Raw genomic sequence first — 24,573 nt, forward strand, 5'->3', positions numbered from 1 at the left:
CAAATTAACGTTTGAATGTTTGGTTAAAATGGAATAAGATAAACAGTAGAAGGAGGAGTCAGTTATGGGACATCATCATGATCACGACCACCATCACCATCATTCGACAAATCAGCGGGCGCTCTTACTCGCCTTTCTCTTGATTGCGGCGTTCATGGTCGTCGAAGTGATCGGCGGACTATGGACGAACAGTTTGGCGCTATTATCGGATGCGGGGCATATGTTAGGAGATGCGGCGGCGTTAGGGCTCAGTTTCCTCGCTGTCCGATTTGGGGCGAAAGCGGCGACACCGAACCGGACGTTCGGGTATCGACGTTTCGAGATTTTAGCGGCATTCATTAACGGGCTGACACTACTCGTCATCTCGGTCTATATTCTTGTCGAGGCATACCAACGAATCAGCGCGCCACCAGAAATTCTAAGTGGTGGGATGCTTGTCGTCGCCATCATCGGGCTACTCGTCAACATCCTTGCCGCCTGGATTTTAATGCGCGGGGAGAAAGATAATTTGAACGTGAAGAGTGCGTTGTTGCACGTATTCGGAGATTTGCTCGGCTCGGTCGGAGCCATCACGGCAGCAGTCCTCATCATGTTGTTCGGATGGACGTGGGCGGACCCGGTCGCGAGCGCCTTTGTTGCGATTTTGATTTTAATTAGTGGCTATCGGGTGACGCGTGACGCGATTCATATCTTGATGGAAGGGTCGCCGGAACAGATTGATGTCCGGGCGATGCAAGAAGAGATTGCTAAAGTTGACGGGGTGAAAGAAGTGCACGACTTGCATGTCTGGTCCATCTCATCGAGCGAACATGCAGCGACGTGTCACGTGTTGATTGGAGAAGAGACGGATGATCAAGACGTCTTGAGACAAGTGACGGAACGAATCCGGAAATACGGGACGTTCGAACGTTCGACGGTCCAGATTGAGCGGGAACGACAATGTTGTGAAGAACGAATCATCTGGTAGTGAAAAGTAAGGGAGTTCAGTTTGGACTGAACTCCCTTTTACTAAGGCTTCAATACTACTTTTACGCAGTCATCTAAATGCTCATTGAATAAGTGATAGGCATCAGCAGCATGTTCAAGAGATAAACGATGCGTGATAATGTCAGTAGGGTCAAATTTTTGATCTACGATCATCTGAAATAACTCAGGCATATAATGAATAACAGGTGCTTGTCCTGTTTTCAAAGTAACATTTCGGGTGAAAAAATCTCCCATCGGAAACTGATTATAATTCATTGGGTATACCCCGGTAAGTTGAACGACCCCAAATTTACGAACCGCTTCTTTTGCTACTTTGATTGCGCTTAGTGTACCGCCTTGGATCATAAGTTTTTGTTCTATCTTTTCAATTGAAGATTTTTTTCCATCAATACCCACACAGTCGATAACAACATCTGCCCCGCCATTCGTAATCTCATAGATATATTTTCCTGTCTCAGTTGGATCTTTTAAAAGGATTGTTTCTACTTTATTTGATAGTTTTGCCCGATTTAGTCGATAGAGTTCGGGATCTACAGCAATAACGCGTTTAGCCCCACGTACCCAAGCTAATTTTTGAGTCATTAACCCCACAGGACCTGATCCGAGAACCACTACCGTATCTCCAGCTTTCATGCCAGCATTATCTAAACTCCACCATGCTGTTGGTATAACATCAGATAAAAAGAGAAGCGCCTCATCTTCAAGCTCACATGATTCGGGGATGACAAGCGGCATGAAATTACCGTATGGAACCTTTAGAAACTCTGCTTGACCACCGGGATGATTTCCAAACTGCTCAGTATATCCAAATAAACCACCAGCATCAGTGTGAGGGGCGTGGTTAGAGTTATCGCACTGACTCTCCATCTCATTTTCACAATAAAAGCAGTGACCACATGATACATTGAATGGAAGGACGACCCGATCACCCTTTTTCACTTTAGTTACATCAGGTCCAGTCTCTTCAACAATTCCCATAGGCTCATGTCCAATGATAAAACCAGGGCGAGTAGGCATATTCCCTTGATAGATATGAAGATCTGATCCACAAATAGCTGTCGATGTAATTTTTACAATGATTTCTTCCCGGTTTTCGATTTCGGGATCTTTAACGTCCTTTACTTCAATCTTCTTAGTTCCTTGATAAGTTACTGCGCGCATATAATTCACTCCTCCTTTTAAAGACAAGTAATTAGCAACATAGCTTGTATACCCTTCTTTTAAAAAAAGTGAACTAAATATTGGAATTCGATGATGACTATCTTTGACCATTCACATCGATCACAACAATCTCTGGTGGATTATAAATACGTGGAATGTTGAAGCTGTAATTGAATCCTCGTCCAATCACATGGGTAAACGTCTCATGCTCGTAGAGTCCGCCTGCGTATTCAGGAAAGAATCCTTGGTCAGGTGCGAATAATCCGTTCATCAAGTAAGGGATTCTCACTTGCCCGCCATGAGCATGTCCGGATAAGACGAGGTCGAATGGAAGTTTAGCATACGTGTCGACTTGTTCGGCACGGTGGGAGAGAAGCACCTTGAACGTCTCATCGGGGGCGATGTCCTGCATCGCCGCAGTCGACTCCGCATCCCAATCCGTATAAATGTTTTCTCTGAACCCACGAAGAGGGTCTTCTAGCCCGCCGATGACGAGGTCGATCCCATTGATGGTGACCGTTTCCCATTCGTCTTCGAGAACATTGACGCCATATGAGCGAAACACATCTTTCACATCGTGACGGACATAGTCATCCGACCCATCGATTTCATGGTTACCGGTCACGAAATACATCGGCGCAATTCCTTCAAGCCCTTCGATTAGTTCGAATGCAGGTTCAGGTGAACGATATCGGTCTAGTAGATCGCCGGGTAAAGCGATGAGATCCGGTTTCTGCGCACGGACCTGGTCAATCAAAATCGACTGTTTATAACCGTATGATGCGCTGTGTAAGTCGGAGAGGAGCACGATGCGCAGTGACTCGTCTGCTGACAGTTTATCGGACGTCACGTCATACGTTCGGACGGTCAACCCGTTGTACGTCGACGTGAACAACAAGATGCCAAGTACAACAAACAGTAGAGTCGATTTATGCTTCTTCATCAGTGCTCCCGCCTTTCCTAATCGTGTCTTTAATCTTACTCCGATAGGCAGGGTTAAGCAAAAAAAATCCCGCTCGTAGGAGCGGGAAGGAAGATTATGCTGCTTTTGCTGTCAATTTGACGTCGACATTGCCGCGCGTCGCTTTTGAATAAGGGCACACTTGGTGTGCTTCTTCGACGAGACGTTCTGCTGTCGCTTGGTCGACACCTTTGATTTCGACTTCAAGTTCAACTGAAATGAAGAAACCTTCATCGTTTTGATTTAATGTGACGTGACCTGTGACGCTTGAACCGTCTGTCTTCACACGTTCTTTTCCGATGATGAGGTTGAGGGCACTACCGAAGCAAGCCGCATAGCCAGCTGCGAAAAGTTGTTCCGGGTTTGTCGCACCGTCTACGTGTTTCGCGCCAGGCATCGAGACGTTCATGTCGATGACGCCATCTGTTGATTTCACATGACCTTCGCGGCCACCGATTGCTGTTGCTGATGCTGTGAATAGTGATTTCATGATTGAATTCCTCCATTTCATTTTTAACAATTAAGTTGTGCACAATTCAAATTATAGAGCAGTCAAAAAGTTTCGCAAGTGATATGCTTGGCTAAAGAAGAGTACGGAGGATTACGTATGGACCAATCGTTAAAGTTAGAACATCAAATCTGTTTTCAATTGTATACCGCCTCAAAAGAGCTTACCCGGTTATATCGCCCAATTTTAGCACCGCTAAACCTGACGTATAGTCAATATCTCGTGATGCTTGTCTTATGGGAAGAGGATGGAATCGATTTGCGACAACTCGGATCGCGGTTGACGCTCGACTCTGGGACATTGTCGCCGCTCGTCAAACGGCTCATCCAAATCGGCTATGTGGAGAAAAGTCGTGCGACGGACGACGAACGAAAAATCATCGTTCGTTTGACCGAAAGCGGTAGCGCGTTGCGTGAGCAGGCGGCGAATGTGCCGTTACAAGTAAGTGGTATGCTGAATATAGACGAAGCGACGTATGTCGCATATATGGAGATGCTCACCGATATCAAGACGAGACTACACGATTTCGGGGAGCGTCAGCGCGAGCAGTAAGGAAGGAGGAGCCATGTTTCGAAAATTGATCATCCTCTTGATGGGGATTGGACTCTATATGGCTTGGCAATATGAGATGCCGAACGTCTCTGCCCCGACGAGCATTCAGGTGGAGTCTGAGGTGGCGACCGAACGAGCGACAGACGCGCCAAAGTTCGCAAGTCAGTATGCCGGGCATGACTGGTATTTGGTCGAACGTGGCGGTGACCGAGGACTTGAACTGATTGATGAGGACGGTGCGAAAAAAGGATTCTATCAGTTCGAGACAGGTAGCACGTATCGAGGTCTTGTACTGAATGAAACGCCCCGTGATCAAGTCGAGGACATCGGCTTCGAGGCAGTGACTTCGTATAATAAAGGACTAAATCGATACTTGATTCCAGACGATCCATCGTTTTCCGTTTTTGCAATCGATGGTCAGTATGTCACTTTCTTTTTTGACCAGCATGATGATGACCTCCTGAAAGGGATCTTGTCGGTCGACCGCCGTGTCGAAGAGGCGAGTGAGGGGTACTATGGTGACTTGTCGAAAGAGGGGACGGTCGCCAATGAGCAGTTGATGCGTATTCTCATGAATTGGGATCGGGAGAAATTTGATTTAAATGCTCTAGCTGACTACGAACCACTCTATCCGGTCGTACGGGCGCATAGTCAGAATATGGCGGAGAACGACTTCTTCAGCCATACGGACCCAGAAGGACAAGACCCGTTCGATCGAATGGACGAAGCGGGACTTTCATATTCGATGGCCGGCGAAAACTTGGCCATGGGACAGATGAGCGTGTTCCATGCGCATTGGGGACTCATGAACTCGAAAGGGCATCGTGAGAACATCATGCAGCCGCGCTTCACCCATGCTGCCGTCGGACTCGCTTATAATGAAGAAGACAGTCCGTTCTACACGATCAACTTCATCACTCCAAGATAAAAGGATGACTCTTTGGAGCCATCCTTTTTGATATTAGATGAGTTTCTTCACCGCATCCTCAATTTCAGCCGGTGTCGTCTGTGGCGAAAAGCGCTCGATGATGTTTCCATCACGGTCGACTAAAAACTTCGTGAAGTTCCATTTGATCGCCTTCGACCCGAGAAGCCCGGGTGCTTCTTTTGAGAGATAGGTGAAGAGTGGGTGGGCATCCTTGCCGTTCACGTCGACTTTCGCGAACATTGGGAACGATACCCCGTAATTCAGTTGACAGAACTCTTGAATTTCTTCATTGGAGCCCGGGTCTTGATGACCGAACTGGTTGCACGGGAAACCTAAGATCTGTAGGCCCTGTCCTTTATAGGTGTTGTAAAGTGACTCGAGGCCTTCGAGCTGCGGTGTGAATCCACATTTGCTCGCCGTGTTGACGATGAGTAAGACGTCGCCTCTATATGTAGCTAACGGTTGTAATTGTCCTTTCATGTCTACTGCTTCAAAATCATAAATCATGATAATTCCCCCTTTTTTTGTAGTATACCAAGAGAAGGAGACAGACTCGAACTTGAACGCGTTGCGTGCAATCAAATTGTTATGAAATCATGATGTCGCTGTTACATCATTCCGAAGAAAGAATCCGTATAATGAAAAACGTTGTAGAAAGGAACGGTGTTATGCGATTTTTAAAAAATGAATTTATATGGATTGCGCTTATTTTAATCGGACTCTTTTTATCAAGTGCGACGCCTTACTCGGACCAGTCTATCGTTTCGCCACTCGAGCGATTCAATTGGAGCTGGATTGAACCGACGCTAGCGAACGTGCAGTTCGACTATGCAGGAAAGGAAATCTCGCTCGATACGTTGGGGACGACAGGATTGATTGAGTTCTTTATGCGGAAGACGGCACATGTCGTCACGTTTTTCGTTCTCGGTGCATTATTCGTGAAGGCCATCTCGCGAACGAATCTTCATGCGGGACTGAACTTACTCTTCGCTTGGGCACTTGCGAACACGGTGGCGATTTTTGATGAGTATCATCAGAGTTTGACTCCTGAACGGACCGCGCTGTTAGAAGATGTCCTTTTGGATAGTACGGGTGCTGCCGCAGGTGTCATCTTATTCGGTGGGTTGTTATTACTTCGTTCGAAACGGAAAAATGGCAAACGGGCCGGTTATGTTGCCTTAAGGTAGTCAAAAAAATGAATGGGTCACTATGTGAAAAGCGCTTTCTTGAAGTGCTTTTTTTCTTTTTAAAACTATTTTGTGACAACGAACCAAACAAAATATTGTCTATACCCACGTTTTTTAAAGGATAAAACCTAAATTAGGTCAATGTCATACGAATGAAATATAAGTGTAAAATAACTTTTGGTTTAGATTGCTATAATGAGTCACAGAGCGAACGAAATGTCGCGACTTATCTTATAAAAAATAATTGCACGACTATAGATAAAAACTACACGGGAATCAGCGGAGGGAAGCACATTGGGTAACTTGAAGAAATTTGCAGCAACAGTCACTCTAGGCGCACTCTTGATCGGCGGAACGTCACCGACTTATGCAGCCTCACTTACAGAGAAGCAGAAGAAAGTACAAGAACAACGACAAAAGAATAGCAGTGAACAGTCGAAAGCAAACTCTTCGATTCAATCACGTGAGCAAGCCATCAGCAAAGAGCAACAAGAGATCAACAAGTTAGATGCTGAACTCCAAGACGTCATCAACGATGTCGCTCAGAAAAAAGCTGAGATTCGTGCAACTGAAGAAAAGATTAAAAAGCTTCAAGCACAAATTAAAAAGTACGAAGCGAAAATGAAAGCACAAGAAGATCTTATGAAAGATCGTATGGCGACGATGCAAAAGAACGGTGGCTCGTCAGTCAACTGGGCTGAGTTCATCTTCGGTTCTAAAGACTTCGGTGATTTGATCACACGCATGATCACAGCTGGTACGATCCAAGAGAACGACCAACAAATCTTCGAAGAATACGAAGCAACGAAAGAAAAACTCGCGAAAGCGCAAGCTGATTTGAAAGCAGAGCGTGATTCACTCGTGAAGCAAAAAGAAGAACTTGAAAAACGTCAGAAAGAGCTCGATCAAAAAATGAAAGAGCGCGCTGCGAAAATCAAGAAACTTGAAGCTGAAAAAGTGAAGTTCGAATCAAAACTCATGAGCCTTCAAGAGATGGAAGATACGCTCAAAGCTCAAGAACAAGCCATTCAAGCAGAAATCGAAGCGCAACGTCGTGCTGAAGAAGAAGCACGTCGTGCAGCGGCAGCAGCTGCGGCGGCGAAAAAGCAACAAGGTTCAAGCTCGAATAGCGGTTCAAGTGCTTCAACAGCACCGGTAGCGTCTGCACCAGCAAGCGGTGGCATGTTCCAACGTCCAGCAAGCGGTCGCCTCTCACAAGGATGGGGTCCAGCAAGCGGTGCGAACGGCTACTCGTTCCACAACGGTCTTGATATCGCAGGTCCAGTCGGTACACCGATCTATGCAGCACAAACAGGTACGGTCCTCCGTGCAGGTTGGGGTGGCGCATACGGAAACCATGTTATGATTGCACACGTGATCAACGGGCAAGTATGGACGACAGTATACGCTCACATGAGCTCGGTATCCGTTTCTGCGGGTCAACGCGTGTCACAAGGACAAAACCTTGGCGGCATGGGTAGCACAGGGAACTCGACAGGTTCACACCTTCACTTCGAGATTCACCGTGGCGGCTATTCGTACTCTTCATCGAGCGCGGGAAGCACAGTTAACCCAGCATCATTCTTCTAAACACAAAGAAAGTGATCGACGAACGCGTCGATCACTTTTTTGTTGCCCTATAGACGATGAACGTCAAAAGGGAGGCACCGATGACACTGAGCCATAGCGTTTCGAAGTTTGGGTCATCGAGCATGCTCCGGCCTCCAAGGAACACCATATAGCCGAGTATCGCGAGCGTGACAAGTGTCAAAGCGGTCAATCGGATCTGTCGGGGGATACGGAGCCACCAACCGAATAATCTGTTCATGAAAAATCGCCTCCTCTATTAGTATAGGGGAGGCGATGTGTTTCATCTAGCGAGTCGGACCCAAGCAGAGTCCATGATTTGTCGGTAACCGACTTCCCGATAGATTTTGTTCGATGTCGGGTTCGTCAAGTCGGTATAGAGGACACAGAACGATTTCGTCTCAAGTAATTGGCGGCTAAGGTCTGCAACGAGACTTCGCGCGTAACCTCTACCACGTGCATCAGGTGATGTGTAGACAAATGAAACGGTGATCCCGTTCTCAGTTGGACGTGCGCGTTTCGCACACGAGACGACCTGTCCGTCGACTTCCCAAAAGACAGCCTCTTTCCTGTCGAGCATCGTCTGTACAGCCTTCGTCACCTTCTCTGGTGGAGATGATCGGAGACCTGATTCGGCTTCGAAGGCACTATACCAAGCTTCGATCTGTGCCTGGTCGGCCTTCGTCGCTTCTCGCATGTGGCCTTTTGCCATGTCGATGTCTTCCACGCTGTCGAGGCGATAAAGACCTTGGGACATGAACATCTCACTCGACCCAGACGTCAACTCCTGCCATACTTTCCCGAAACGTTCCGCTTGCTGTCGTTCCGAGACGACTTCCGCGAAGGGGACTGCTTCTTTCAAAAGGTGGGGGATGATGAAAGACGGGAGAAGGTCCGAGCGCTCCGTCTTCACGACGATATAGTGAAGTGGATGCGGTGGTGTCACTTGGAGGATGGCGAGAAGCTCCCCGTCCTCTTCGACTGTGAACTGATGAAACGTTTCATAGATTCCTTGTTTGACGTTATTCAAGACGCCAATCATGAGGCTATTCTTTGCCTCCTCGTCGAGTAATGCCGTCATGACGCGGTCTGAGAAGTGATTAGGGTCTTTCCATTCAATCCATTCCATATGGTTCTCTCCTTTATTATATGTAGACAAAAACGGACAAACCTGATGGCTTGCCCGTTTATGAGTCGTTCATTATGCGATATTTTCTTGTTTCGACGACGTGTTGTCGAGAAGTTTTGTGTTGTGTTTGAAGTAATGAATGATTTTCGCGATGGCACCGTCACCCGTGACGTTTGTTGCTGTCCCGAAGCTATCTTGTGCCAAGTAGAGTGCGATAACCAAACTTTGCATCGTCGCGTCGAATCCGAGGATCGAGCCGAACAATCCGAGCGATGCCATGACGGCCCCGCCTGGTACACCTGGTGCTGCAATCATCGTCACACCGAGTGCGAGGATGAATGGAAGCATGATTGCGTAGGATAACGCCATGCCATTCAAGTACATGAGCGCGACACCGACCGATGTGAGTGTGATCGTCGACCCTGACAAGTGGATCGTTGCCGAGAGCGGGATGACGAAGTTCGCGACACCTTCGTCCGTGTTGTTCAACTTCGCTTGGCGAAGCGTGACTGGAATCGTCGCGGCCGATGATTGCGTCCCGATGGCTGTGAAGTAAGCCGGCATCATCGTCTTGAGCAACTTGAACGGATTCTCTTTGTTAAGACCACCTGCGATTGAATATTGAATCATGAGCATCGTCAAATGAAGGACGATGATTGTGACGAAGACGAGCGAGAAGACCGATAGGATCTCAGCGACTTGACCAGCGTACGTCATGTTCATGAAAATTCCGGCGATGTGGATTGGAAGTAATGGAATAATGACTTTACTGATTAAGAGTTCGATGATATCGCGGAAATCCATGGCGAGGTCGAGTGACCGTTTGCTTTCGATCGCGGCAATCCCGATTCCGATGACGAAAGCTAAGATAAGTGCGGTCATAACACCGAATACAGGTGGAATCTCAAATTCCATGAACCCTTTCAACAAGGCTTCTTCTGGATTTTCGGCTCCTGTCGTCGACCGTGTCAAAATTTGCGGGAACAAGTTGCTTGTTGCAAAGTATGCTAATGTTCCGGCGATGATGGTTGATGCGTAAGCGATGAGTGCTGTGAGTCCGACCAGCTTTCCTGCTCCTTTTCCAAGTTCCCCGATACCCGGGATGATAAAAGCAAGAATAATCAATGGAATAGCGAAGCCTAAGAACTGCCCGAAGACCGTGTTGAACGTCACGAACGTCCGAACAATCCAGTTCTGACTTTCTGGTACGATGCTCCCGAGTAAAATACCGAAAGCGATCGCGATGATGATGCGACCTAAGAGGCCAATACGTAATTTCAAATCAATCACCCTTTCTGTTTGTTTGAATAGTTGATATTTTCGCACATTTTACGGAATGTTGCCACCTTCTCTTACAATTTTTCTAAAGAAAGACGTTTGACAACTGTTTAGAAGGGTATTAGAAAATGTTGTACATATCAAGGGAAGGGGCTTCTCCTTTTCCTAATATAAAAACGATGTTATGATTAATTCTGACAGACGTAAAGGAGGGGTGCGCGTGCAGTTACAACGAACAACGATTCACATTGCGGGTCAAGACTATACGATCGTAAGCGAAGAACCCGCTGACCACGTGAGGGAAGTAGGCTTTTTGGTCGACAGTAAGATCCGCGAAATTCGTGAACAATCCCCTCATCTAGATGCTCGTCAGGCAGCGGTCTTGGCTGCGATTCAAATCGCGAGCGACCACGTCAAAACTAAACGAAATATGGGAGAATAAATCAATCCATGGTTACGCTACTTATACTGTTTTTCTTGTTTATCGGAATCGTCAACGGCTTCCGTCGTGGCGCGATTCTACAGCTCGGCCATTGGGTCGCGCTCATAATTAGTTTTCTCGTCGCCAATACGTACTATAAAGAGTTAGCCGAAGCGTTCAAGCTGTGGATCCCGTATCCGTCTCAGCTCGACGGAACGCTCCCGGGTGGCGTGTTGGACCTCAATTCCCTTTCAGGGATTGAGATGACATTTTATAACGTCTTTTGGTTCGTCGTCTTGTTCCTCATTACGAAACTCGTCTTGCATCTCATCTTGGCGATGCTCGACTTCTTGACGGACTTGCCAATTTTGCGCCAATTAAAAGGTGTAATCGGAGCTGTCCTAGGATTCTTCGAGGCATATGTCATCACATTCTTCATCCTTTGGGTGATTGCGTTCGTGCCGATGGCGAGCGTTCAAAACGCCGTCGACAAATCGTCGCTAGCGACATATATCATTCAAGACACGCCATATCTATCGGATTGGTTTTCAAATAAGATGTTGTGACACGACAGGCCGGAATGCAAGCTAGTGCTTGTGTCTCGGTCTTTTCTGTGTGAAGAGGGGGAAGCATATGAATAAAGTAGAAGCGATGATGTTGCTCGAAAAAATCGCGCAATATATGGAGATCAAAGGGGAGAACCCGTTTAAAATCAATGCGTTCCGCAAGGCGGCGACAGCGCTAGAGAACACGGACCTTGAACTCGAGGACATCGACGACTTGACGTCCATCTCAGGAATCGGGAAAGGGACGGCTGCAGTCCTTGAAGAGTATCGAGACACAGGACGCAGTGAAGTACTTGAAGCACTGCAAGAAGAGATTCCGTTCGGTTTGATGAAGCTCTTGAAAATTCAAGGGCTCGGCGGGAAGAAACTTGCTAAACTCCGTGAAATCGGTGTCGTCGACTTGGAGTCGCTCATCCGTGTACTCGAAGATGGGACGGCTGCATCATTACCCGGTTTCGGGGCGAAGAGTGTGGAGAAATTACTCGCAGCCGCGAAGAACCTCGAATCACGTCCAGAACGATTGGCTTATGCAGTCATGCGACCAATCGTTGAAGAAATCAATGAGGTGTTAGAGAAGGAGACGCTCGTCTTGCGTCATTCGGTCGGAGGAAGCTTCCGCCGTGCCGAAGAGACGTGTAAAGACCTTGACTTCATCATCGCGACCGAGGAGCCGATTGAGCTACGTGAGAAGCTGCTCGCTTTGCCGTTCATCAACGAAGTGATTGCGGCAGGCGAGACGAAAGTCTCGCTCGTCCTCGAACGTGAAGAGATGGTATCGGTCGATTTCCGTATGGTCGAGCCAGGCGCGTTCGCTGCGACGCTTCACCATTTCACGGGCTCGAAAGACCACAACGTCCGCATGCGTCAACTCGCGAAAGCAAAAGGAGAGTCCATTTCCGAATATGGGGTCGAGACAGCAGACGGATTGTGGCAACCAAAAACAGAAGAAGAATTGTTCGAACGGTACGGTCTCCCATTCATCCCGCCTGAACTTCGGGAGGGGCATGCTGAGTTCGAGCACGACTTATCGAAGCTCGTCACGCTCGAGGACATCAAGGCTGACGCGCACATGCACACGGTCTGGTCGGACGGGAAGTTGACCGTCGACGAAATTGTCGTGGCGATGAAAGATCGCGGCTATGAATGGATGGCCATCACCGACCACGGGAAGTATTTGACGTTCGTCAATGGCTTGACCGAGGAACGGCTCGAAGCACAAGGGGAAGAAATCCGCGAGGCCGCGAAGACACATGATATGAACGTGTTACGAGGCGTTGAGATGGACATCCGTCCTGACGGGACGCTCGACTATGAACCCGAGTTTCTAGAGACGCTCGATTACGTCGTCGCCTCCATCCATTCGAAGATGGACCAATCGGTCGACGAGATCATGGCTCGTCTCGAGAACGCCTGTCGTTCTCCGTACGTCAACGTGATCGCCCATCCGACGGGTCGACTCATCGGTCGTCGGGACGGCTATCCAATTGACGAGGACAAGTTGATCGCGCTCGCGAAAGAAACAGGGACGGCGCTCGAGTTGAACGCCAACCCGAACCGCCTCGACCTGACAGCTTCCACGCTCAAGAAGGCGAAGGCAGCGGGCGTCAAAGTGATGATCAACACGGACACGCACCACCCAGATATGATGGAAGACATGGCCCTCGGTGTGTTGCACGCACGGAAAGCCTATCTCGAACCATCAGATATTATCAACTGCTTCACGTTTGAAGACGCCAAGGCGTTCTTTGCGGCGAAGCGATAGAAAGGAACATGCTAGATGGACCACGCGTTACGCGTATTAGAATATGAAAAATTGCGCCAACAGCTTGCCGGTCACGCGGCGAGCTCGCTCGGAAAAGATTTGGCGCTGAAGATGCAACCTGACTACTCATACGACCGGGTGCTCTCGAATTTGAACGTGACGAAAGAGGCGACCGAGGTCGTTCGTCTCCGTGACCGTCTGCCACTCGGTGGGCTTACGGATGTCCGTGCGGAAGTGAAACGGGCCGCAATCGGCTCGGTCCTCTCGACGAGCGAATTGCTCGCCGTCGCTGCCGTCATGTATGGCGGACGCCAAGTAAAGAACTTCTTCGAGAAGCTTCACGAGGATAACGAAGAGATTCGCATTCCACGTCTTGACGAGTATGCGGACAAGTTGACGAAGCTCATCGAGGTCGAACAGGCGATTCGTCATGCGATTGACGACCAAGGGACTGTCCAAGATTCCGCGAGTCCACAACTCCGTGGACTTCGGACACAGCTCCGGAGCTTTGAAGGGAGTGTCCGGTCACGTATCGACAACATCCTCCGCAACAATGCGAAGATGCTCTCGGACGCCATCGTCACAATCCGGAACGATCGCTATGTTGTACCGGTCAAACAAGAGTACCGTCAAGCGTTCGGTGGAATCGTCCATGACCAGTCGGCTTCTGGTCAGACACTCTTCATTGAGCCGCAGGCCATCGTCTCCATCAATAACGAGATTCAAGAAGTTCGTCTGAAAGAACGTGCTGAAATCGAACGGATTTTAAGTGCTCTCTCGAACGAGGTCGGTGGGGTCCATGATGCCATCATGACGAACCTCGACGTGTTGGCCGAACTCGACTTTATCTTTGCGAAAGTCGCATACGGACAAGAGATGAAAGCGACCGAGCCAAAGTTGAACGACAATCGAGAAATCAAGTTGAAACAGGCACGTCATCCGTTCATCCCGAAAGATGAGGTCGTACCGATCACAGTCGAGCTCGGAGAAGACTACACGTCACTCGTCATCACCGGACCAAACACCGGCGGGAAAACCGTCACGTTGAAAACGATTGGACTCCTTCAATTGATGGTGCAATCAGGTCTCTACGTGCCGGCAGAGTTCGGGACAGAGCTTTCCGTGTTTGACGCGGTCTATGCCGATATCGGGGATGAGCAATCGATTGAACAGAGTCTCTCGACGTTCAGCTCGCATATGACAAACATCGTCGGCATGCTCGACAAAATCGACTTCATGTCACTCGTCCTCTTCGATGAGCTCGGTGCAGGGACGGATCCACAAGAAGGGGCTGCCCTTGCCATCGCCATCTTAGATGAAGTGAAACGCCGCGGGGCACGTGTCGCTGCGACGACACACTACTCGGAACTGAAGGCATACGCTTATAACCGCGAAGGTGTCATGAACGCCTCGATGGAGTTTGATATCGAATCGCTCAGCCCGACGTACCGTCTCTTGATTGGCGTACCGGGTCGCTCGAACGCCTTCGAGATCAGTCGTCGTCTCGGACTGTCTGAGCAAGTCATCGACAAGGCACGTAGCCACGTCGGTAGTGATGCCGAGTCAGTCGAATCGATGATCAATGAGCTTGAAGCAGCGAAGCAACGCGCCGAGCAGCTCGAGCAAGAGCTCATCGTCAAGCGCTATGACTTTGAAGAAGAGCAGGCCGAATTCGAAGCGAAGATGACCGAATTTGAGCGCGAACGCGACAACTTGTATAGAGCGGCCGAGGCGAAAGCCGAGAAGGCCGTCGAACAGGCGAAGCGTCAAGCGAACGAAGTCATCGACCGCTTGAAGAAGCTACGTGAGCAAGGAATCGTCAAAGAGCACGAGATTATCGCGGCGAAGAAAGAGCTCGAATCGGCAAAACCGACGCTTCAAGAGAAAAAGATTCAAAAAGTGAAACAAAAAGCCCAGCAGAAACGTACGTTCAGTAAGGGCGAAGAAGTGAAAGTGACGACGTTCAATCAAAAAGGCTACATCGTGAAACAAATCAACGACAATGAGTATAACGTCCAAGTTGGCATCATGAAAGTGAACGTCAAAGCGGACGACCTTCAGAAGATCGGTCCATCGAAAGAGAAGTCGCTTCAGTCGAAAGGGAGCTCGCTCAAACGTCAGAGCTCGACGAAGTCCGAGCTCGACCTCCGTGGCGTTCGTGTCGAAGAGGGACTCATGCGTCTAGACAAGTATATCGATGAAGCACTCGTGTCGGGCTATGACAACGTCCGCATCATCCACGGATTAGGTACCGGAGCGATGCGTCAGGCGACACAAGAATTTTTAAAAGGACATCGTCACGTGAAGAGCCAGCGCCCGGGAGGAATGGGCGAAGGTGGACTCGGTGTCACGGTCGTCGAACTGAAGTAAGGGGAGTCGGGAATGGGTACGATTACGTTTGCCGTTATGCTGGAGTCGTTCGGCCTCTATTCGATGGCGGGACTGATGATTGTCGTCGGTCTTGCCATCTTCGAGGTGACAACGCCGTACAGTAACTGGCGTGAGATTCAAAAAGGAAATATTGCCGTCGCCTTGGCGACAGGCGGGAAGATTGTCGGTCTCGCCAACATCTTCCGGGTCGTCGAGAGCCATCATGATAGCACAATCGACATCTTCGTCGGGGGTGGTTTTGGATTCATTTTGCTCCTCGCGACATACTGGTTGTTTGAATTTTTGACACCGACACTGAAGGTGAACGATGAGATTCAACAAGGGAATATCGCCGTCGGGTTGTTGGCATTCTTGCTGTCGATTGGGGTCTCCCTCGTCGTCGGCGCGGCATTGGTGAGGTGAAGACATGGTATACGAACGATTGGCAAAGATCTTGTTCATCGGGGCCGGGCTGTTCTTAGTGGCAGCGGCACTATGGTATATCTTTTATTGAGGGAAGAGGGAGAATCCGTTTGGATGCTCCCTTTTTTTGATTTCAGGGACCTTGAATATAAAATATATGGGTGAAAGGAAATTTTTTTACAATTCGTGTGAGGAAATCGATATACTGAAACTAGATTATGGAACGAGATACATAAGAAGGTTGAGGTGTAGGTCATGGCGAACGGGTCAGAAGTGTTTGAAGTCTTGATGACGAATGCAGTGAAATTGCCTGGAGTGAAAGTAGATCGAAAAGAATTTTTAGCCCAAAGTTTCAGTAAGTACGTGCCAGCGACTCAGTTGGCAGAGGTTGTCGAGAAGGGACCGCTTGAAGCGAACGTCCCTCTCTCAGTCATCAAAAAAGTGGCGAAGCGAAATATTACTAATCAGACGATGAAAAGTTCGAGTGCATCGTTTGCAGCCGGCCTACCTGGAGGCATCGGTCTCGCCGCAACGATTCCGGCCGATACGGCGCAATTCTTCGGTTTCGCCCTCCGTTTAGCGCAAGAAATTGGGTATTTATATGGGTACGATGACTTTTGGGAAGATGGAGAATTAGATGTCGAACGGGTGAATGGAGAATTAATTCTCTTTTTAGGTGTCATGTTCGGAGTGGGCGGTGCGACGGCTACCATCAAGGCATTGTCCGCACAATTATCGAAAGAAGCTTTGAAAAAAATCCCGAACAAAGCGCTGACGAAAACGGTGTACTATCCAATCATCAAGAAAATGTCGGCGATGATCGGGGTGAAGATGACGAAAGACACGTTCGCCAAAGGGATCTCGAAGATGATTCCACTCGCAGGTGGTGTCATCTCAGGAGGGATCACGTACTCATCGATGACGAAGATGGGCAATCGTCTCATGCATGCGCTTGAAGAAGGAGTCAACATGACGGAAGCGGAGTTTATTGAAAGTGTGGAAACAGTCAAGCGTGAAAATCTTGAAATCATCGAAGCAGAATTTGTAGAAATTGATGAGGAATCACGTAATGACGGGGGAGTCATATAAGGAGATATCGTATGTTCTAGGAGGGGATTATTCATGAAACTAGACTTACACTACTTGATGTCGACCGAGCGCTACGTACTCGACATGGAATCGTTTCAGATGAAGAATGAGGCGTATTACCCGTTAGAGTGGACATTTTATGGAGCGGCGAATCCGACGATGCTCCTCACATGGGACGCTAATCGCGACCGCATCCGAATTCGCTTCGAACAGTACGCCGTCTTTTTAGGGACACAAGAAGAGCACGGAATGAAAGAAGACGGATTATGGAACGAGCATCCGATTGTAAAACTGTCCGCATCACGCCTGATGTCATTCGCCAGTGAACGGATGGCGATTCATCCGGTGAACCGTAACCGTGGCGCGCTCGCGCATTATGTCATCCGTACGATCGAGCAGGAGTTTCATGTGTTGGCGTATGAAGACCCGACCGTAGAAAACCTAGGAAAAGTCGGGGACACAGGAGTACGTGTTGAAATCGTGAAAGAAGCCGAATGAAAAACAACGTCGCCTCGACTCCGGGGCGACGTTGTTTCGTTTACGGCACGTCAATTTTGACGGTATACACTTTCGGCATGGCGCCGCTTGACGCATACAAGACGAGCGTCTTCGCTTTCTCTGGGACGAGGAAGACTAAATCAATTTCGGATTTCTCGCCTGGTGTGTAAATGAATCCACCTCTAAATGCTTTTTTGTTGTGGTTGACCGTGTCGACCGGACTGTATTCTGTGCCGTCTGACGTGTACAAGCGGAAGCCGTTTGGACGATAATCCATAGTGCCCTCATACTGATCCGGTTCAACGTACAACGAAATCGGTAGGCTGACGAATCGCTTACCATCTTCCGGTTCGGTCCCATCCGGAGAAGCGTACACAGGTTTACCCACTTGGAATTCACGTTTTTTCATTTGTGGATCTCCAATAAACGTTTGGAACGTGCCGAGGTTCATGATTTTTTGAAGGTCATCTTCTTTCGGTGTGGTGGCTTTGGCTTCTTTCGGTTTCGTGTCTTTCAAGTCGGCCTGTTTCGCACCCGTCGTCTGTGCGGTCGGGGCTGGTGTCGCTTTCGCCTCTTCCGTGACCGGCTTGACTTCTGGTGACGTAAAGACGAACAAGCTGATGATCCCAACGACGAGTGCCGTCGCCGTCGTCCCGAGGACGAAGCGGAATCGTTTCTCGACTTGTTTTTGGTTGACGACATGCCCACCGATTGCTTCAGCCGGGGTGATGCGGACCGCACGTTCAGCAGGAAGCAGTGCACCTAAGACCCCTGTCACGACCGGGATGAGGATGGTCGCAAACAAGAATGGTAGCTCTGACGTCGGGAACTGTTGATACATGATCGTGACGATGATGATGGTGAACGTCACGCCGAGTAGTCCGGCGAAGAACCCGGTCAACGCACCTTCCGTCAAGACGAGACGACGGATGGACGTGTTCTGCCAACCGAGCGCTTTTAAAACGGCGAGTTGCGGCTTGCGCTCGGATACGTTTTGCCACATGATCTCGGTCGTCGTCAGCATCGCAATGAGTAAGGCGACCCCCATGGCAACGTAATGCATCGTCCCGACTTCAAGTGCCACGAACTCCCCGATCCACGTCGTGTACAAGACACCTTGGAGACGGAACGTGACGAACAAGAAGAAGCCGAACAGACTCGTCGGTAAGGCGATGGCGAGAATCGACAACAACGTCCGTGGCCAATACGTCACGAGTTGGTTCAAACTCATACCGACGCTTGAGCGCGAGCGGCCGAGGCGTCGTCCTTTTGAGACTTCACCAGACTGCATCGTTTCATATGGCTTGATGCGACGGACGAGTCGAATCGGGATGAGTGTCCCGAGCCAGTAAATCAAGAGACCGGCGAGTCCAATCAATAAGATACGGGTAATCGATGTCGAGCCAGCTGCCGTCCAAAGGAACGTCCCGAGAATCATCCACGAGATGAGCGCGACCATCGACCCAAGGATCGTGGCTTCTAAGAATAACAGTTTCGACAGCTGACTCGGCCGCCAACCGAGCGACAAGAGGATGGCGAACTCTTTCTTCCGAGCGTACAGCATGATGATGTTCGAGCTGAATACGTACAGCATCGCGACGAGGATGACACTCGCGACGACACCGGAGAAGCCGAGTTTCGCTTCCTGGAAAATCGTGATTGACGACCCGATTTTAATCCATGGCTGCTGAATCCAACCGAGCGAACTTTCTCCTTTTAAACCAGGGAGATAGGTGACGGCGTATTGTGGAGACGAGCCGAGCGTGACATCGGTGATGAGACCGGTCTTGTCTTCAATCTCCTTCGCGACCGCTTGGAGCTTCGCTTCGCTCTCTTCGTTCATGACGTCCACGCCTTTCACATTGACGCGAATGGCCGAGATGGCCTTGTCACCGGCAATGGCGAACGCTGCATCGAGTGTCGTCAACATCGAAGGTGGCTTCGTCAAGAAGCTATACGGGTTATTCGTCGGTTTGACGGTCGTCGGTGGGTTGACCGGCTCATCCTTCGAGTTCATGACCCATTCGGCGCTTGCCGGGAAATACGTCTCCATCGGGAGTTCCGTCAACGGATCTTTTGACAACTTCAGTTTCGATGGGTCGAATAGTCCGATGTAGTTATATCTTACTTTCGGTACATCGTTGAGGTCTTCCGCGTATAAATTGGACTTACGATACATACTTTCTTGCCCATACTTCACTTGACCCTCAGCGAGGAACGGTTTGATTTGATACGAATACGGCCAACGTTTCGGGAACGGGCTCGTCACGCCTTCATAGACGAGTGGAGATGCCTTCTCGGAAAGCCAAGTGTAGTCAACCGTGACACGAGGGTCTTGTGGCTGTGGTGTTCCTTCTAAAATGTGTTTCGTAATATTGTCGTGCATTTGTTGGGCTGTAAAGTCGTATGAGGCGACTTTCGTCCCTTTCAAGCTATCTAGATATTCCCCTTTCCCTTTCTCGAGATAGGTTTTAATAAAGGCTTCTTGGTCGCTCGTATCGGCATCGACTTCTTCGATGGTGTAGTTGATCGAGGCATCGACGTAGTCTTTAGTACTCATCAAAATCGGGATCGTCGTGATGTCTTCGTCGTAAGGCTCTGGGACATCCTCTTCATTGAAGTAACGACTGAACGCTGTCGCTTGTACGGCATCGTCTAACCCGACGAGTTTCGCTTCGGCAACCGGGTCAATCCCGGCGAGCATGACATCACTTCCGTAACTGAGTGGGAATTCTTCATATAGGGCGGTCGGGCCGATGCCGATGTGAGTGGAATCACCGTTTGGCATCCAGCCGACCCAAAAGTAGGCTTTCAAGTCTTGGAAGTCATTAATTTTTTCAATGCCCGTATCGATGAGCGTATTCATCTTAAGGCGATAGAGACCCGCTTTATCAAACGTGTGCGTTTGCGTGAACGAGCTCGAGTAAGTCGACCCAATCATCGCGATTGGAGCTGCGACATCGATGTCGGCAATCTGTTGAATCGTCTCGTATTGTTCGCGTGTGATCCCGCCTTCGAGTCCGCTCATATAGTTCGGTTCGAGCAGGTTCAAGTCCTCGGTCACGCTGCGGCTGCCTTCTGGACGCACGACGATGTGATAAGACGAGTCCCAACGTTTCTGTAGCTCGTTGACGACCGTCCCGTTATTCGCCTGCGTCACGCCGAGAAGATAGCTGAGCCCGGTACTGACGATGAGCATCCCGACCATGAGCAGGATGAATCGTTCCTTATTCCGCCACCATGAATTCCAAATGAACTTAAGCATGATGGACGTCGCTCATGGCGACGACCTGCCCGTCGCGCATCTCGATTTTTCGGTTGGCACGGTCGGCGAGTTCCGGGTCATGGGTGACGAAGAGGACGCCACATCCGTTCTCACGATTCAAGCGGATCAATAGGTCAAAGATGACGTCACCCGTGTGAGTATCTAAGTTCCCAGTCGGCTCATCAGCGAGGAGCCATTTCGGACGGTGGATGAGGGCGCGGGCGACGGCAACGCGCTGTTGCTGACCACCTGACAGTTGGGACGGTAATGAATCGACCTTGTCAGCGAGACCGACCTCTTTCAACAGTTCGAGTGCACGTTCGTGAACGTCGTAATCGACTTTTCGCCCGAAGAGCGGGGACATGACGTTCTCAAGCGCCGTCAACGTCGGGATGATGTGGAACTGTTGGAAGATGAAACCGATATTCTCGAATCGGAAGTCCGCGAGTTGTTTCGCAGAGAGCGTCGAGATCGGTTCATCGTTGAAGAGCAAGGTACCCTCGGTCGGACGGTCGAGTGTACCGATCAGACTGAGGAGCGTCGACTTTCCAGACCCAGATGGTCCGATAATGGAGATGAAATCCCCGTGTTCGAAGCGGAGGTTAATGTCCTGTAAGGCGACCGTTTTGACGTCACCCGTATCAAATCGTTTTGTTAAGTGTTCGCATGTGAAGTGATAGGCCATATCGTGAAATCTCTCCTTTAACTAATATTTAGTGAAAATATGTAAGAGTACGTAATATTCTGACTATTTTAGATTATAGGAAAAAGATTCCAATGTATAGCTGTATTTTTTTCAAATGGGGAACGGGTATAGAAGAGTGAGGAGGAGAGAAGATGAAATCATTCGAAATTGAATTCCATTTAATCAACGAAGAAGTGCTGACGTATATGGTGGAAGCTGATACACGATATGAGGCATTGGAGTCGATTTTCCAATCATTTCGGCATGCGAGCGATGGATTCGTACAATTTGAGGACGAGTTGATTGTGATGTTGGATCATGTGGCGTATGTGAAGGCGTTTGAGGTGGTGGAGTAGGAGGTATCGAAAGTGAAATATAATAAGCTGGTGCGTGATCGTGTGCCTGATTTAATTCAGGCAGAGGGGAAACGAGTGATCGTTAAACACTTGAATCAAGCTGAGAAGTTTGAGCAGGCGAGATTAAAGCTCTATGAAGAGTTAAAAGAATATGAAGATGCCAATATTGACGAAGAATGTTTGGAAGAATTGGTTGATATTTTAGAACTAGCGTATGCTCTTGGTAAGATGCACGGTGCCTCATTCGAAGAAATGGAATCGATTCGAGCAAAGAAACGTGAGCAAAAGGGCGGATTTGAGAAAGGTCTGTTTTTGGAAGAGGTATTGGATTAATAAAAATCGCCTACAAATGAGTGAGAATTTGTAGGCAATTTTTATTAATTAAATGGAAGTTCATTGATTAAATCTTCGGTATTGAATTCTTTTTGTTCATATTTAAGCATTAAATCTAAGTAAGCATTTTGCGCCGACTCAGGGTCGGTTAAGAACATTTCTAACTCTTGATAAAGAGCATCTAATCCGCCAGCAGCGTATTCCTCGATAATATCATAGTTCTCGAGTGTCACATCTGACTCATCCTCAGAATCATTTTCGATTGAAAAACGTTCAAATGTATTTTCTAAATGCATGATCAATTTCATGAATTGCAAATCTTGTTCTGAAAAAATGCCAAGTAAAATTTCAGGACCGGGTTTTACTTTTTTTCTTCGTTCATTGCTATAACCGAACAATAATGCTGCCATGAAAGCATCTTTATAGGTTTCAAAAAGTTGAGCGTCTTCTTTTAACGCTGTATACATATGATCTTGTGTACTATCTCGACGCACGGAACGCTTTGCCATTACATTACCTCCATAATTTCCGTATATTCCCCAGTGCCTTCATTTGTATGGTTGAGTAATTTATATGATTTTCCAATCCGATGATTAATGGCTTCATCCACTTCTCCACGCCATTGTGAAGTAGATACAATCACAACAATTTGATCTGATAATTTTGGTAAATTTATTGCAACGCGAGAACGATGGTCTGCATCGAGTGCTCCAAACGGAGAATCCATTACAAGTGGAAAAATATTTCCGAGTTTTAAATCTTCATCTAACGCGTGACCTTTTTCTCTGTCTTTGTACTCCCTAGTTAAATCTACTATAGCACCGATGAAAGCAAGACTTGTAATCTGTGATTCTCCCTGAGATAAACCAATACTTCCTCCGTTTACATCTGAAACGAGAAGTTCGTAATTATCAGTAAGTGAGATTGGATAGTCTTTTCGTAATAACTGAGAATAGGTTAGTTTGATTTTTTCTTCTAATTCGGTTTTTACTTGGGATTCTCTGAGCTTTAAAAGCCCAATCAAAGTGTTTTTCACTTTCGTAGCAGACTCTAGAGCAAGTTGAAGTTTTAATTGTCTTTCTTCTGCTTTAGTCAGTTTACTGACCTCTTTATTTAATAACTCTTCTTCTTTTGAAATTTCCTCAATTGATCGAAGTAAACTTTCTATAGCAGCCTCTGCTTTAACGATTGCAGTTCGAATCGAGGATTCTCTCTCGATTAAATTGGATGAATTTTCGATATTGCGTGAACTTGCTTTCATACGTTCCTCAATTTCTCGTAACTCGTCTTCCAATCCTCTAAGGTTTTCTCTCAATTCTTCACGTTCACTAACGAGTCGTCTCATTTCTGTGTAAAAATGGGTTCTAGCAACTTCCCAACCACTTAAGCGGAAATAAAGTTGATCCATTTCATTTTTTGAACTCGATAAATTTAAGACCTCTTGCTGAACTTTTTCTAATGATGCAATTGATGTTGTCTCAAGTTCTTGTCCACACAAACATTTCCCTTTCGACATTAAAGAAGGAATCAAATCAGGATGAATCAATTTTTCAATTGAATCCTGGTCATTTGTAGATGCAATGCGCTGGAATCTTTTCATTGGTAAGGTTGAAAAAGCTAAGTGACTTGAGCGGGAAAGTAGGATTCTCAACTCATTTAATTTCTCATCAAATGCATTTTTCGTTTCTTTAATTGACTCAACTAAGTGATCACGTGTGACTTGAAAGGTTCTCGTTTCTTCACCGTTACGTAAAGCATTTTCAATACTTTTCAATTCACTTTGGGCAGCCGAAAGTTCTTGTCTTGTTTCAGTAAGTTGCTGTTTCTTCTTTATTTTTTCATCTTCAAGTTGATTTATGCGCAAGTACTTGTCGCTCAATTCACTTTTTACATTTTTAGATACTTCGTCGCGAAGTTTAATTATAGTTTTACTTAAATGTTCAATAGAGTTATCGAATAACTCCAATCCCATCATTCTCTTAATGGAATCACGAATTTCCGAATAAGCTTCTTTCTTTCCTAAATGGTCCATTCGTTCACCGTCAAAGAAGAAGAACGTATGCAATTTATACGGTAAAATGCGATTAATTTCGAATGAGATATCTCTAATTTTAGTAGATTGATTTGTAGCTACATTCCGTTTAGTCAATTCAACTTTTTGATTGATTGTTTTATTCTTTGGCAAATTAAGAATATTGTGCTCAGAATCAAACTTCGCGTATAACATACGACGTAGTTCGTATTCATAATCGTTATGTTCAAATTTAATTTGTACCGCTGTGATTAAGTCATTTTTATTGTTTGTATTTTCTTGAACAGCTTTATTATTAAAAATAGACTCAGGATTCGGTAATTTAAGTTCTCGTCCATAAAATCCCCAAATCAAAGCTGTAAGTAATGCTGTTTTACCGCTTCCATTTTCACCGTGGATGACAGTAACATTTTTGCTTGATCCGTGTGCAAATTCAATCGTATTCTGCCCATAATATTGACGGAAGTTTTCAATGATTACTTGCTTGAGAATCAT

Annotated in this window: 25 protein-coding genes; 14 read left to right on the forward strand and 11 right to left on the reverse strand. The window is 47.6% G+C overall.

All coding sequences use genetic code 11. The annotated features are described in order from the left end of the window. Positions 1-64 precede the first annotated feature (64 nt). The gene (locus KNO73_RS00730) at positions 65-967 is read left to right on the forward strand and encodes a cation diffusion facilitator family transporter (protein WP_214684830.1); all 903 of its coding nucleotides are present in this window, start codon (positions 65-67) and stop codon (positions 965-967) included. A 41-nt stretch (positions 968-1,008) separates the two neighbouring features. Here KNO73_RS00730 and KNO73_RS00735 read toward each other — a convergent pair whose 3' ends face one another. The 3 genes from KNO73_RS00735 to KNO73_RS00745 all read right to left on the reverse strand — a co-directional run bounded on the left by KNO73_RS00735 (position 1,009) and on the right by KNO73_RS00745 (position 3,599). Beyond that, on the reverse strand, positions 1,009-2,148 hold the full coding sequence (locus KNO73_RS00735; RefSeq protein ID WP_214684828.1) for a zinc-dependent alcohol dehydrogenase: 1,140 nt from the start codon (positions 2,146-2,148) through the stop codon (positions 1,009-1,011). 97 nt (positions 2,149-2,245) lie between these two features. Beyond that, positions 2,246-3,091, reverse strand: coding sequence for a metallophosphoesterase (locus KNO73_RS00740; protein ID WP_078146487.1), 846 nt, complete (start codon positions 3,089-3,091; stop codon positions 2,246-2,248). Positions 3,092-3,185: 94 nt separating this feature from the next. Next, positions 3,186-3,599, reverse strand: a complete 414-nt coding sequence (locus tag KNO73_RS00745) for an organic hydroperoxide resistance protein (RefSeq protein ID WP_015881037.1) — start codon at positions 3,597-3,599, stop codon at positions 3,186-3,188. 117 nt (positions 3,600-3,716) lie between these two features. On the opposite strand from KNO73_RS00745, the gene KNO73_RS00750 reads away from it, so the two are divergent. Both KNO73_RS00750 and KNO73_RS00755 read left to right on the forward strand, forming a co-directional pair. After that, a complete protein-coding gene (locus tag KNO73_RS00750) occupies positions 3,717-4,169 on the forward strand; it encodes a MarR family winged helix-turn-helix transcriptional regulator (protein WP_159561931.1) in 453 nt (150 codons plus the stop codon). A 13-nt stretch (positions 4,170-4,182) separates the two neighbouring features. Further along, positions 4,183-5,097 carry a CAP domain-containing protein gene (locus tag KNO73_RS00755; RefSeq protein ID WP_078146489.1) on the forward strand — a complete coding sequence of 305 codons (915 nt, stop codon included), beginning with the start codon at positions 4,183-4,185 and terminating at the stop codon, positions 5,095-5,097. A gap of 33 nt (positions 5,098-5,130) precedes the next feature. Here the strand turns inward: KNO73_RS00755 and KNO73_RS00760 are convergent, their stop codons facing one another. After that, complete coding sequence (locus KNO73_RS00760) at positions 5,131-5,607, reverse strand: glutathione peroxidase (protein WP_215112374.1); 477 nt, start codon at positions 5,605-5,607, stop codon at positions 5,131-5,133. Between the two features lie 158 nt (positions 5,608-5,765). Here KNO73_RS00760 and KNO73_RS00765 point away from each other — a divergent pair, with 158 nt between their 5' ends. Both KNO73_RS00765 and KNO73_RS00770 read left to right on the forward strand, forming a co-directional pair. After that, the gene (locus KNO73_RS00765; protein WP_215111909.1) at positions 5,766-6,284 is read left to right on the forward strand and encodes a VanZ family protein; all 519 of its coding nucleotides are present in this window, start codon (positions 5,766-5,768) and stop codon (positions 6,282-6,284) included. Positions 6,285-6,578: 294 nt separating this feature from the next. Further along, entirely contained in the window at positions 6,579-7,874 is a 1,296-nt protein-coding gene (locus tag KNO73_RS00770; protein WP_047795555.1) for a murein hydrolase activator EnvC family protein, read from the forward strand. Positions 7,875-7,905: 31 nt separating this feature from the next. Here the strand turns inward: KNO73_RS00770 and KNO73_RS00775 are convergent, their stop codons facing one another. The 3 genes from KNO73_RS00775 to KNO73_RS00785 form a co-directional block, all read right to left on the reverse strand. Continuing rightward, the gene (locus KNO73_RS00775) at positions 7,906-8,112 is read right to left on the reverse strand and encodes a hypothetical protein (protein ID WP_214684821.1); all 207 of its coding nucleotides are present in this window, start codon (positions 8,110-8,112) and stop codon (positions 7,906-7,908) included. A gap of 42 nt (positions 8,113-8,154) precedes the next feature. After that, positions 8,155-9,000, reverse strand: coding sequence for a GNAT family N-acetyltransferase (locus KNO73_RS00780; RefSeq protein ID WP_215111910.1), 846 nt, complete (start codon positions 8,998-9,000; stop codon positions 8,155-8,157). A 72-nt stretch (positions 9,001-9,072) separates the two neighbouring features. Further along, positions 9,073-10,281 carry a dicarboxylate/amino acid:cation symporter gene (locus KNO73_RS00785; RefSeq protein WP_251024810.1) on the reverse strand — a complete coding sequence of 403 codons (1,209 nt, stop codon included), beginning with the start codon at positions 10,279-10,281 and terminating at the stop codon, positions 9,073-9,075. Positions 10,282-10,498: 217 nt separating this feature from the next. On the opposite strand from KNO73_RS00785, the gene zapA reads away from it, so the two are divergent. From zapA to KNO73_RS00820, 7 genes are all read left to right on the forward strand, one after another. Continuing rightward, positions 10,499-10,720, forward strand: a complete 222-nt coding sequence (gene zapA / locus KNO73_RS00790) for a cell division protein ZapA (protein ID WP_015881047.1) — start codon at positions 10,499-10,501, stop codon at positions 10,718-10,720. Positions 10,721-10,728: 8 nt separating this feature from the next. Further along, on the forward strand, positions 10,729-11,265 hold the full coding sequence (locus KNO73_RS00795) for a CvpA family protein (protein WP_031421319.1): 537 nt from the start codon (positions 10,729-10,731) through the stop codon (positions 11,263-11,265). 67 nt (positions 11,266-11,332) lie between these two features. After that, positions 11,333-13,027 (forward strand): DNA polymerase/3'-5' exonuclease PolX, encoded by a 1,695-nt coding sequence (gene polX, locus KNO73_RS00800; RefSeq protein ID WP_214730720.1) that lies wholly within the window; start codon positions 11,333-11,335, stop codon positions 13,025-13,027. Between the two features lie 15 nt (positions 13,028-13,042). Beyond that, complete coding sequence (locus KNO73_RS00805) at positions 13,043-15,397, forward strand: endonuclease MutS2 (RefSeq protein WP_215111911.1); 2,355 nt, start codon at positions 13,043-13,045, stop codon at positions 15,395-15,397. A 12-nt stretch (positions 15,398-15,409) separates the two neighbouring features. Then, complete coding sequence (locus KNO73_RS00810; protein ID WP_031421322.1) at positions 15,410-15,820, forward strand: DUF350 domain-containing protein; 411 nt, start codon at positions 15,410-15,412, stop codon at positions 15,818-15,820. A 255-nt stretch (positions 15,821-16,075) separates the two neighbouring features. Continuing rightward, positions 16,076-16,909: an EcsC family protein gene (locus KNO73_RS00815; protein ID WP_215111912.1), complete on the forward strand. Its 834-nt coding sequence runs from the start codon at positions 16,076-16,078 to the stop codon at positions 16,907-16,909. Between the two features lie 33 nt (positions 16,910-16,942). Continuing rightward, complete coding sequence (locus KNO73_RS00820) at positions 16,943-17,407, forward strand: hypothetical protein (RefSeq protein ID WP_215111913.1); 465 nt, start codon at positions 16,943-16,945, stop codon at positions 17,405-17,407. 40 nt (positions 17,408-17,447) lie between these two features. Here KNO73_RS00820 and KNO73_RS00825 read toward each other — a convergent pair whose 3' ends face one another. Both KNO73_RS00825 and KNO73_RS00830 read right to left on the reverse strand, forming a co-directional pair. Continuing rightward, a complete protein-coding gene (locus tag KNO73_RS00825) occupies positions 17,448-20,672 on the reverse strand; it encodes an FtsX-like permease family protein (protein WP_215111914.1) in 3,225 nt (1,074 codons plus the stop codon). Continuing rightward, complete coding sequence (locus KNO73_RS00830; protein ID WP_215111915.1) at positions 20,665-21,357, reverse strand: ABC transporter ATP-binding protein; 693 nt, start codon at positions 21,355-21,357, stop codon at positions 20,665-20,667. Before KNO73_RS00830 ends, KNO73_RS00825 begins: the two co-directional genes overlap by 8 nt. A 152-nt stretch (positions 21,358-21,509) precedes the next feature. Between KNO73_RS00830 and KNO73_RS00835 the strand changes: the two genes are divergently transcribed. Together KNO73_RS00835 and KNO73_RS00840 are read left to right on the forward strand one after the other, a co-directional pair. Continuing rightward, complete coding sequence (locus KNO73_RS00835) at positions 21,510-21,713, forward strand: hypothetical protein (protein ID WP_214691182.1); 204 nt, start codon at positions 21,510-21,512, stop codon at positions 21,711-21,713. Positions 21,714-21,725: 12 nt separating this feature from the next. Then, the gene (locus KNO73_RS00840) at positions 21,726-22,046 is read left to right on the forward strand and encodes a nucleoside triphosphate pyrophosphohydrolase (protein WP_215111916.1); all 321 of its coding nucleotides are present in this window, start codon (positions 21,726-21,728) and stop codon (positions 22,044-22,046) included. A 44-nt stretch (positions 22,047-22,090) separates the two neighbouring features. Here KNO73_RS00840 and KNO73_RS00845 read toward each other — a convergent pair whose 3' ends face one another. Further along, positions 22,091-22,555 carry a hypothetical protein gene (locus tag KNO73_RS00845; RefSeq protein WP_015881057.1) on the reverse strand — a complete coding sequence of 155 codons (465 nt, stop codon included), beginning with the start codon at positions 22,553-22,555 and terminating at the stop codon, positions 22,091-22,093. Next, entirely contained in the window at positions 22,555-24,573 is a 2,019-nt protein-coding gene (locus tag KNO73_RS00850) for an AAA family ATPase (protein ID WP_215111917.1), read from the reverse strand. The genes KNO73_RS00845 and KNO73_RS00850 overlap by 1 nt, the downstream gene beginning before the upstream one ends.

The sequence above is a fragment of the Exiguobacterium sp. s83 genome, assembly GCF_018617095.1.
GTDB lineage: Bacteria > Bacillota > Bacilli > Exiguobacteriales > Exiguobacteriaceae > Exiguobacterium > Exiguobacterium profundum.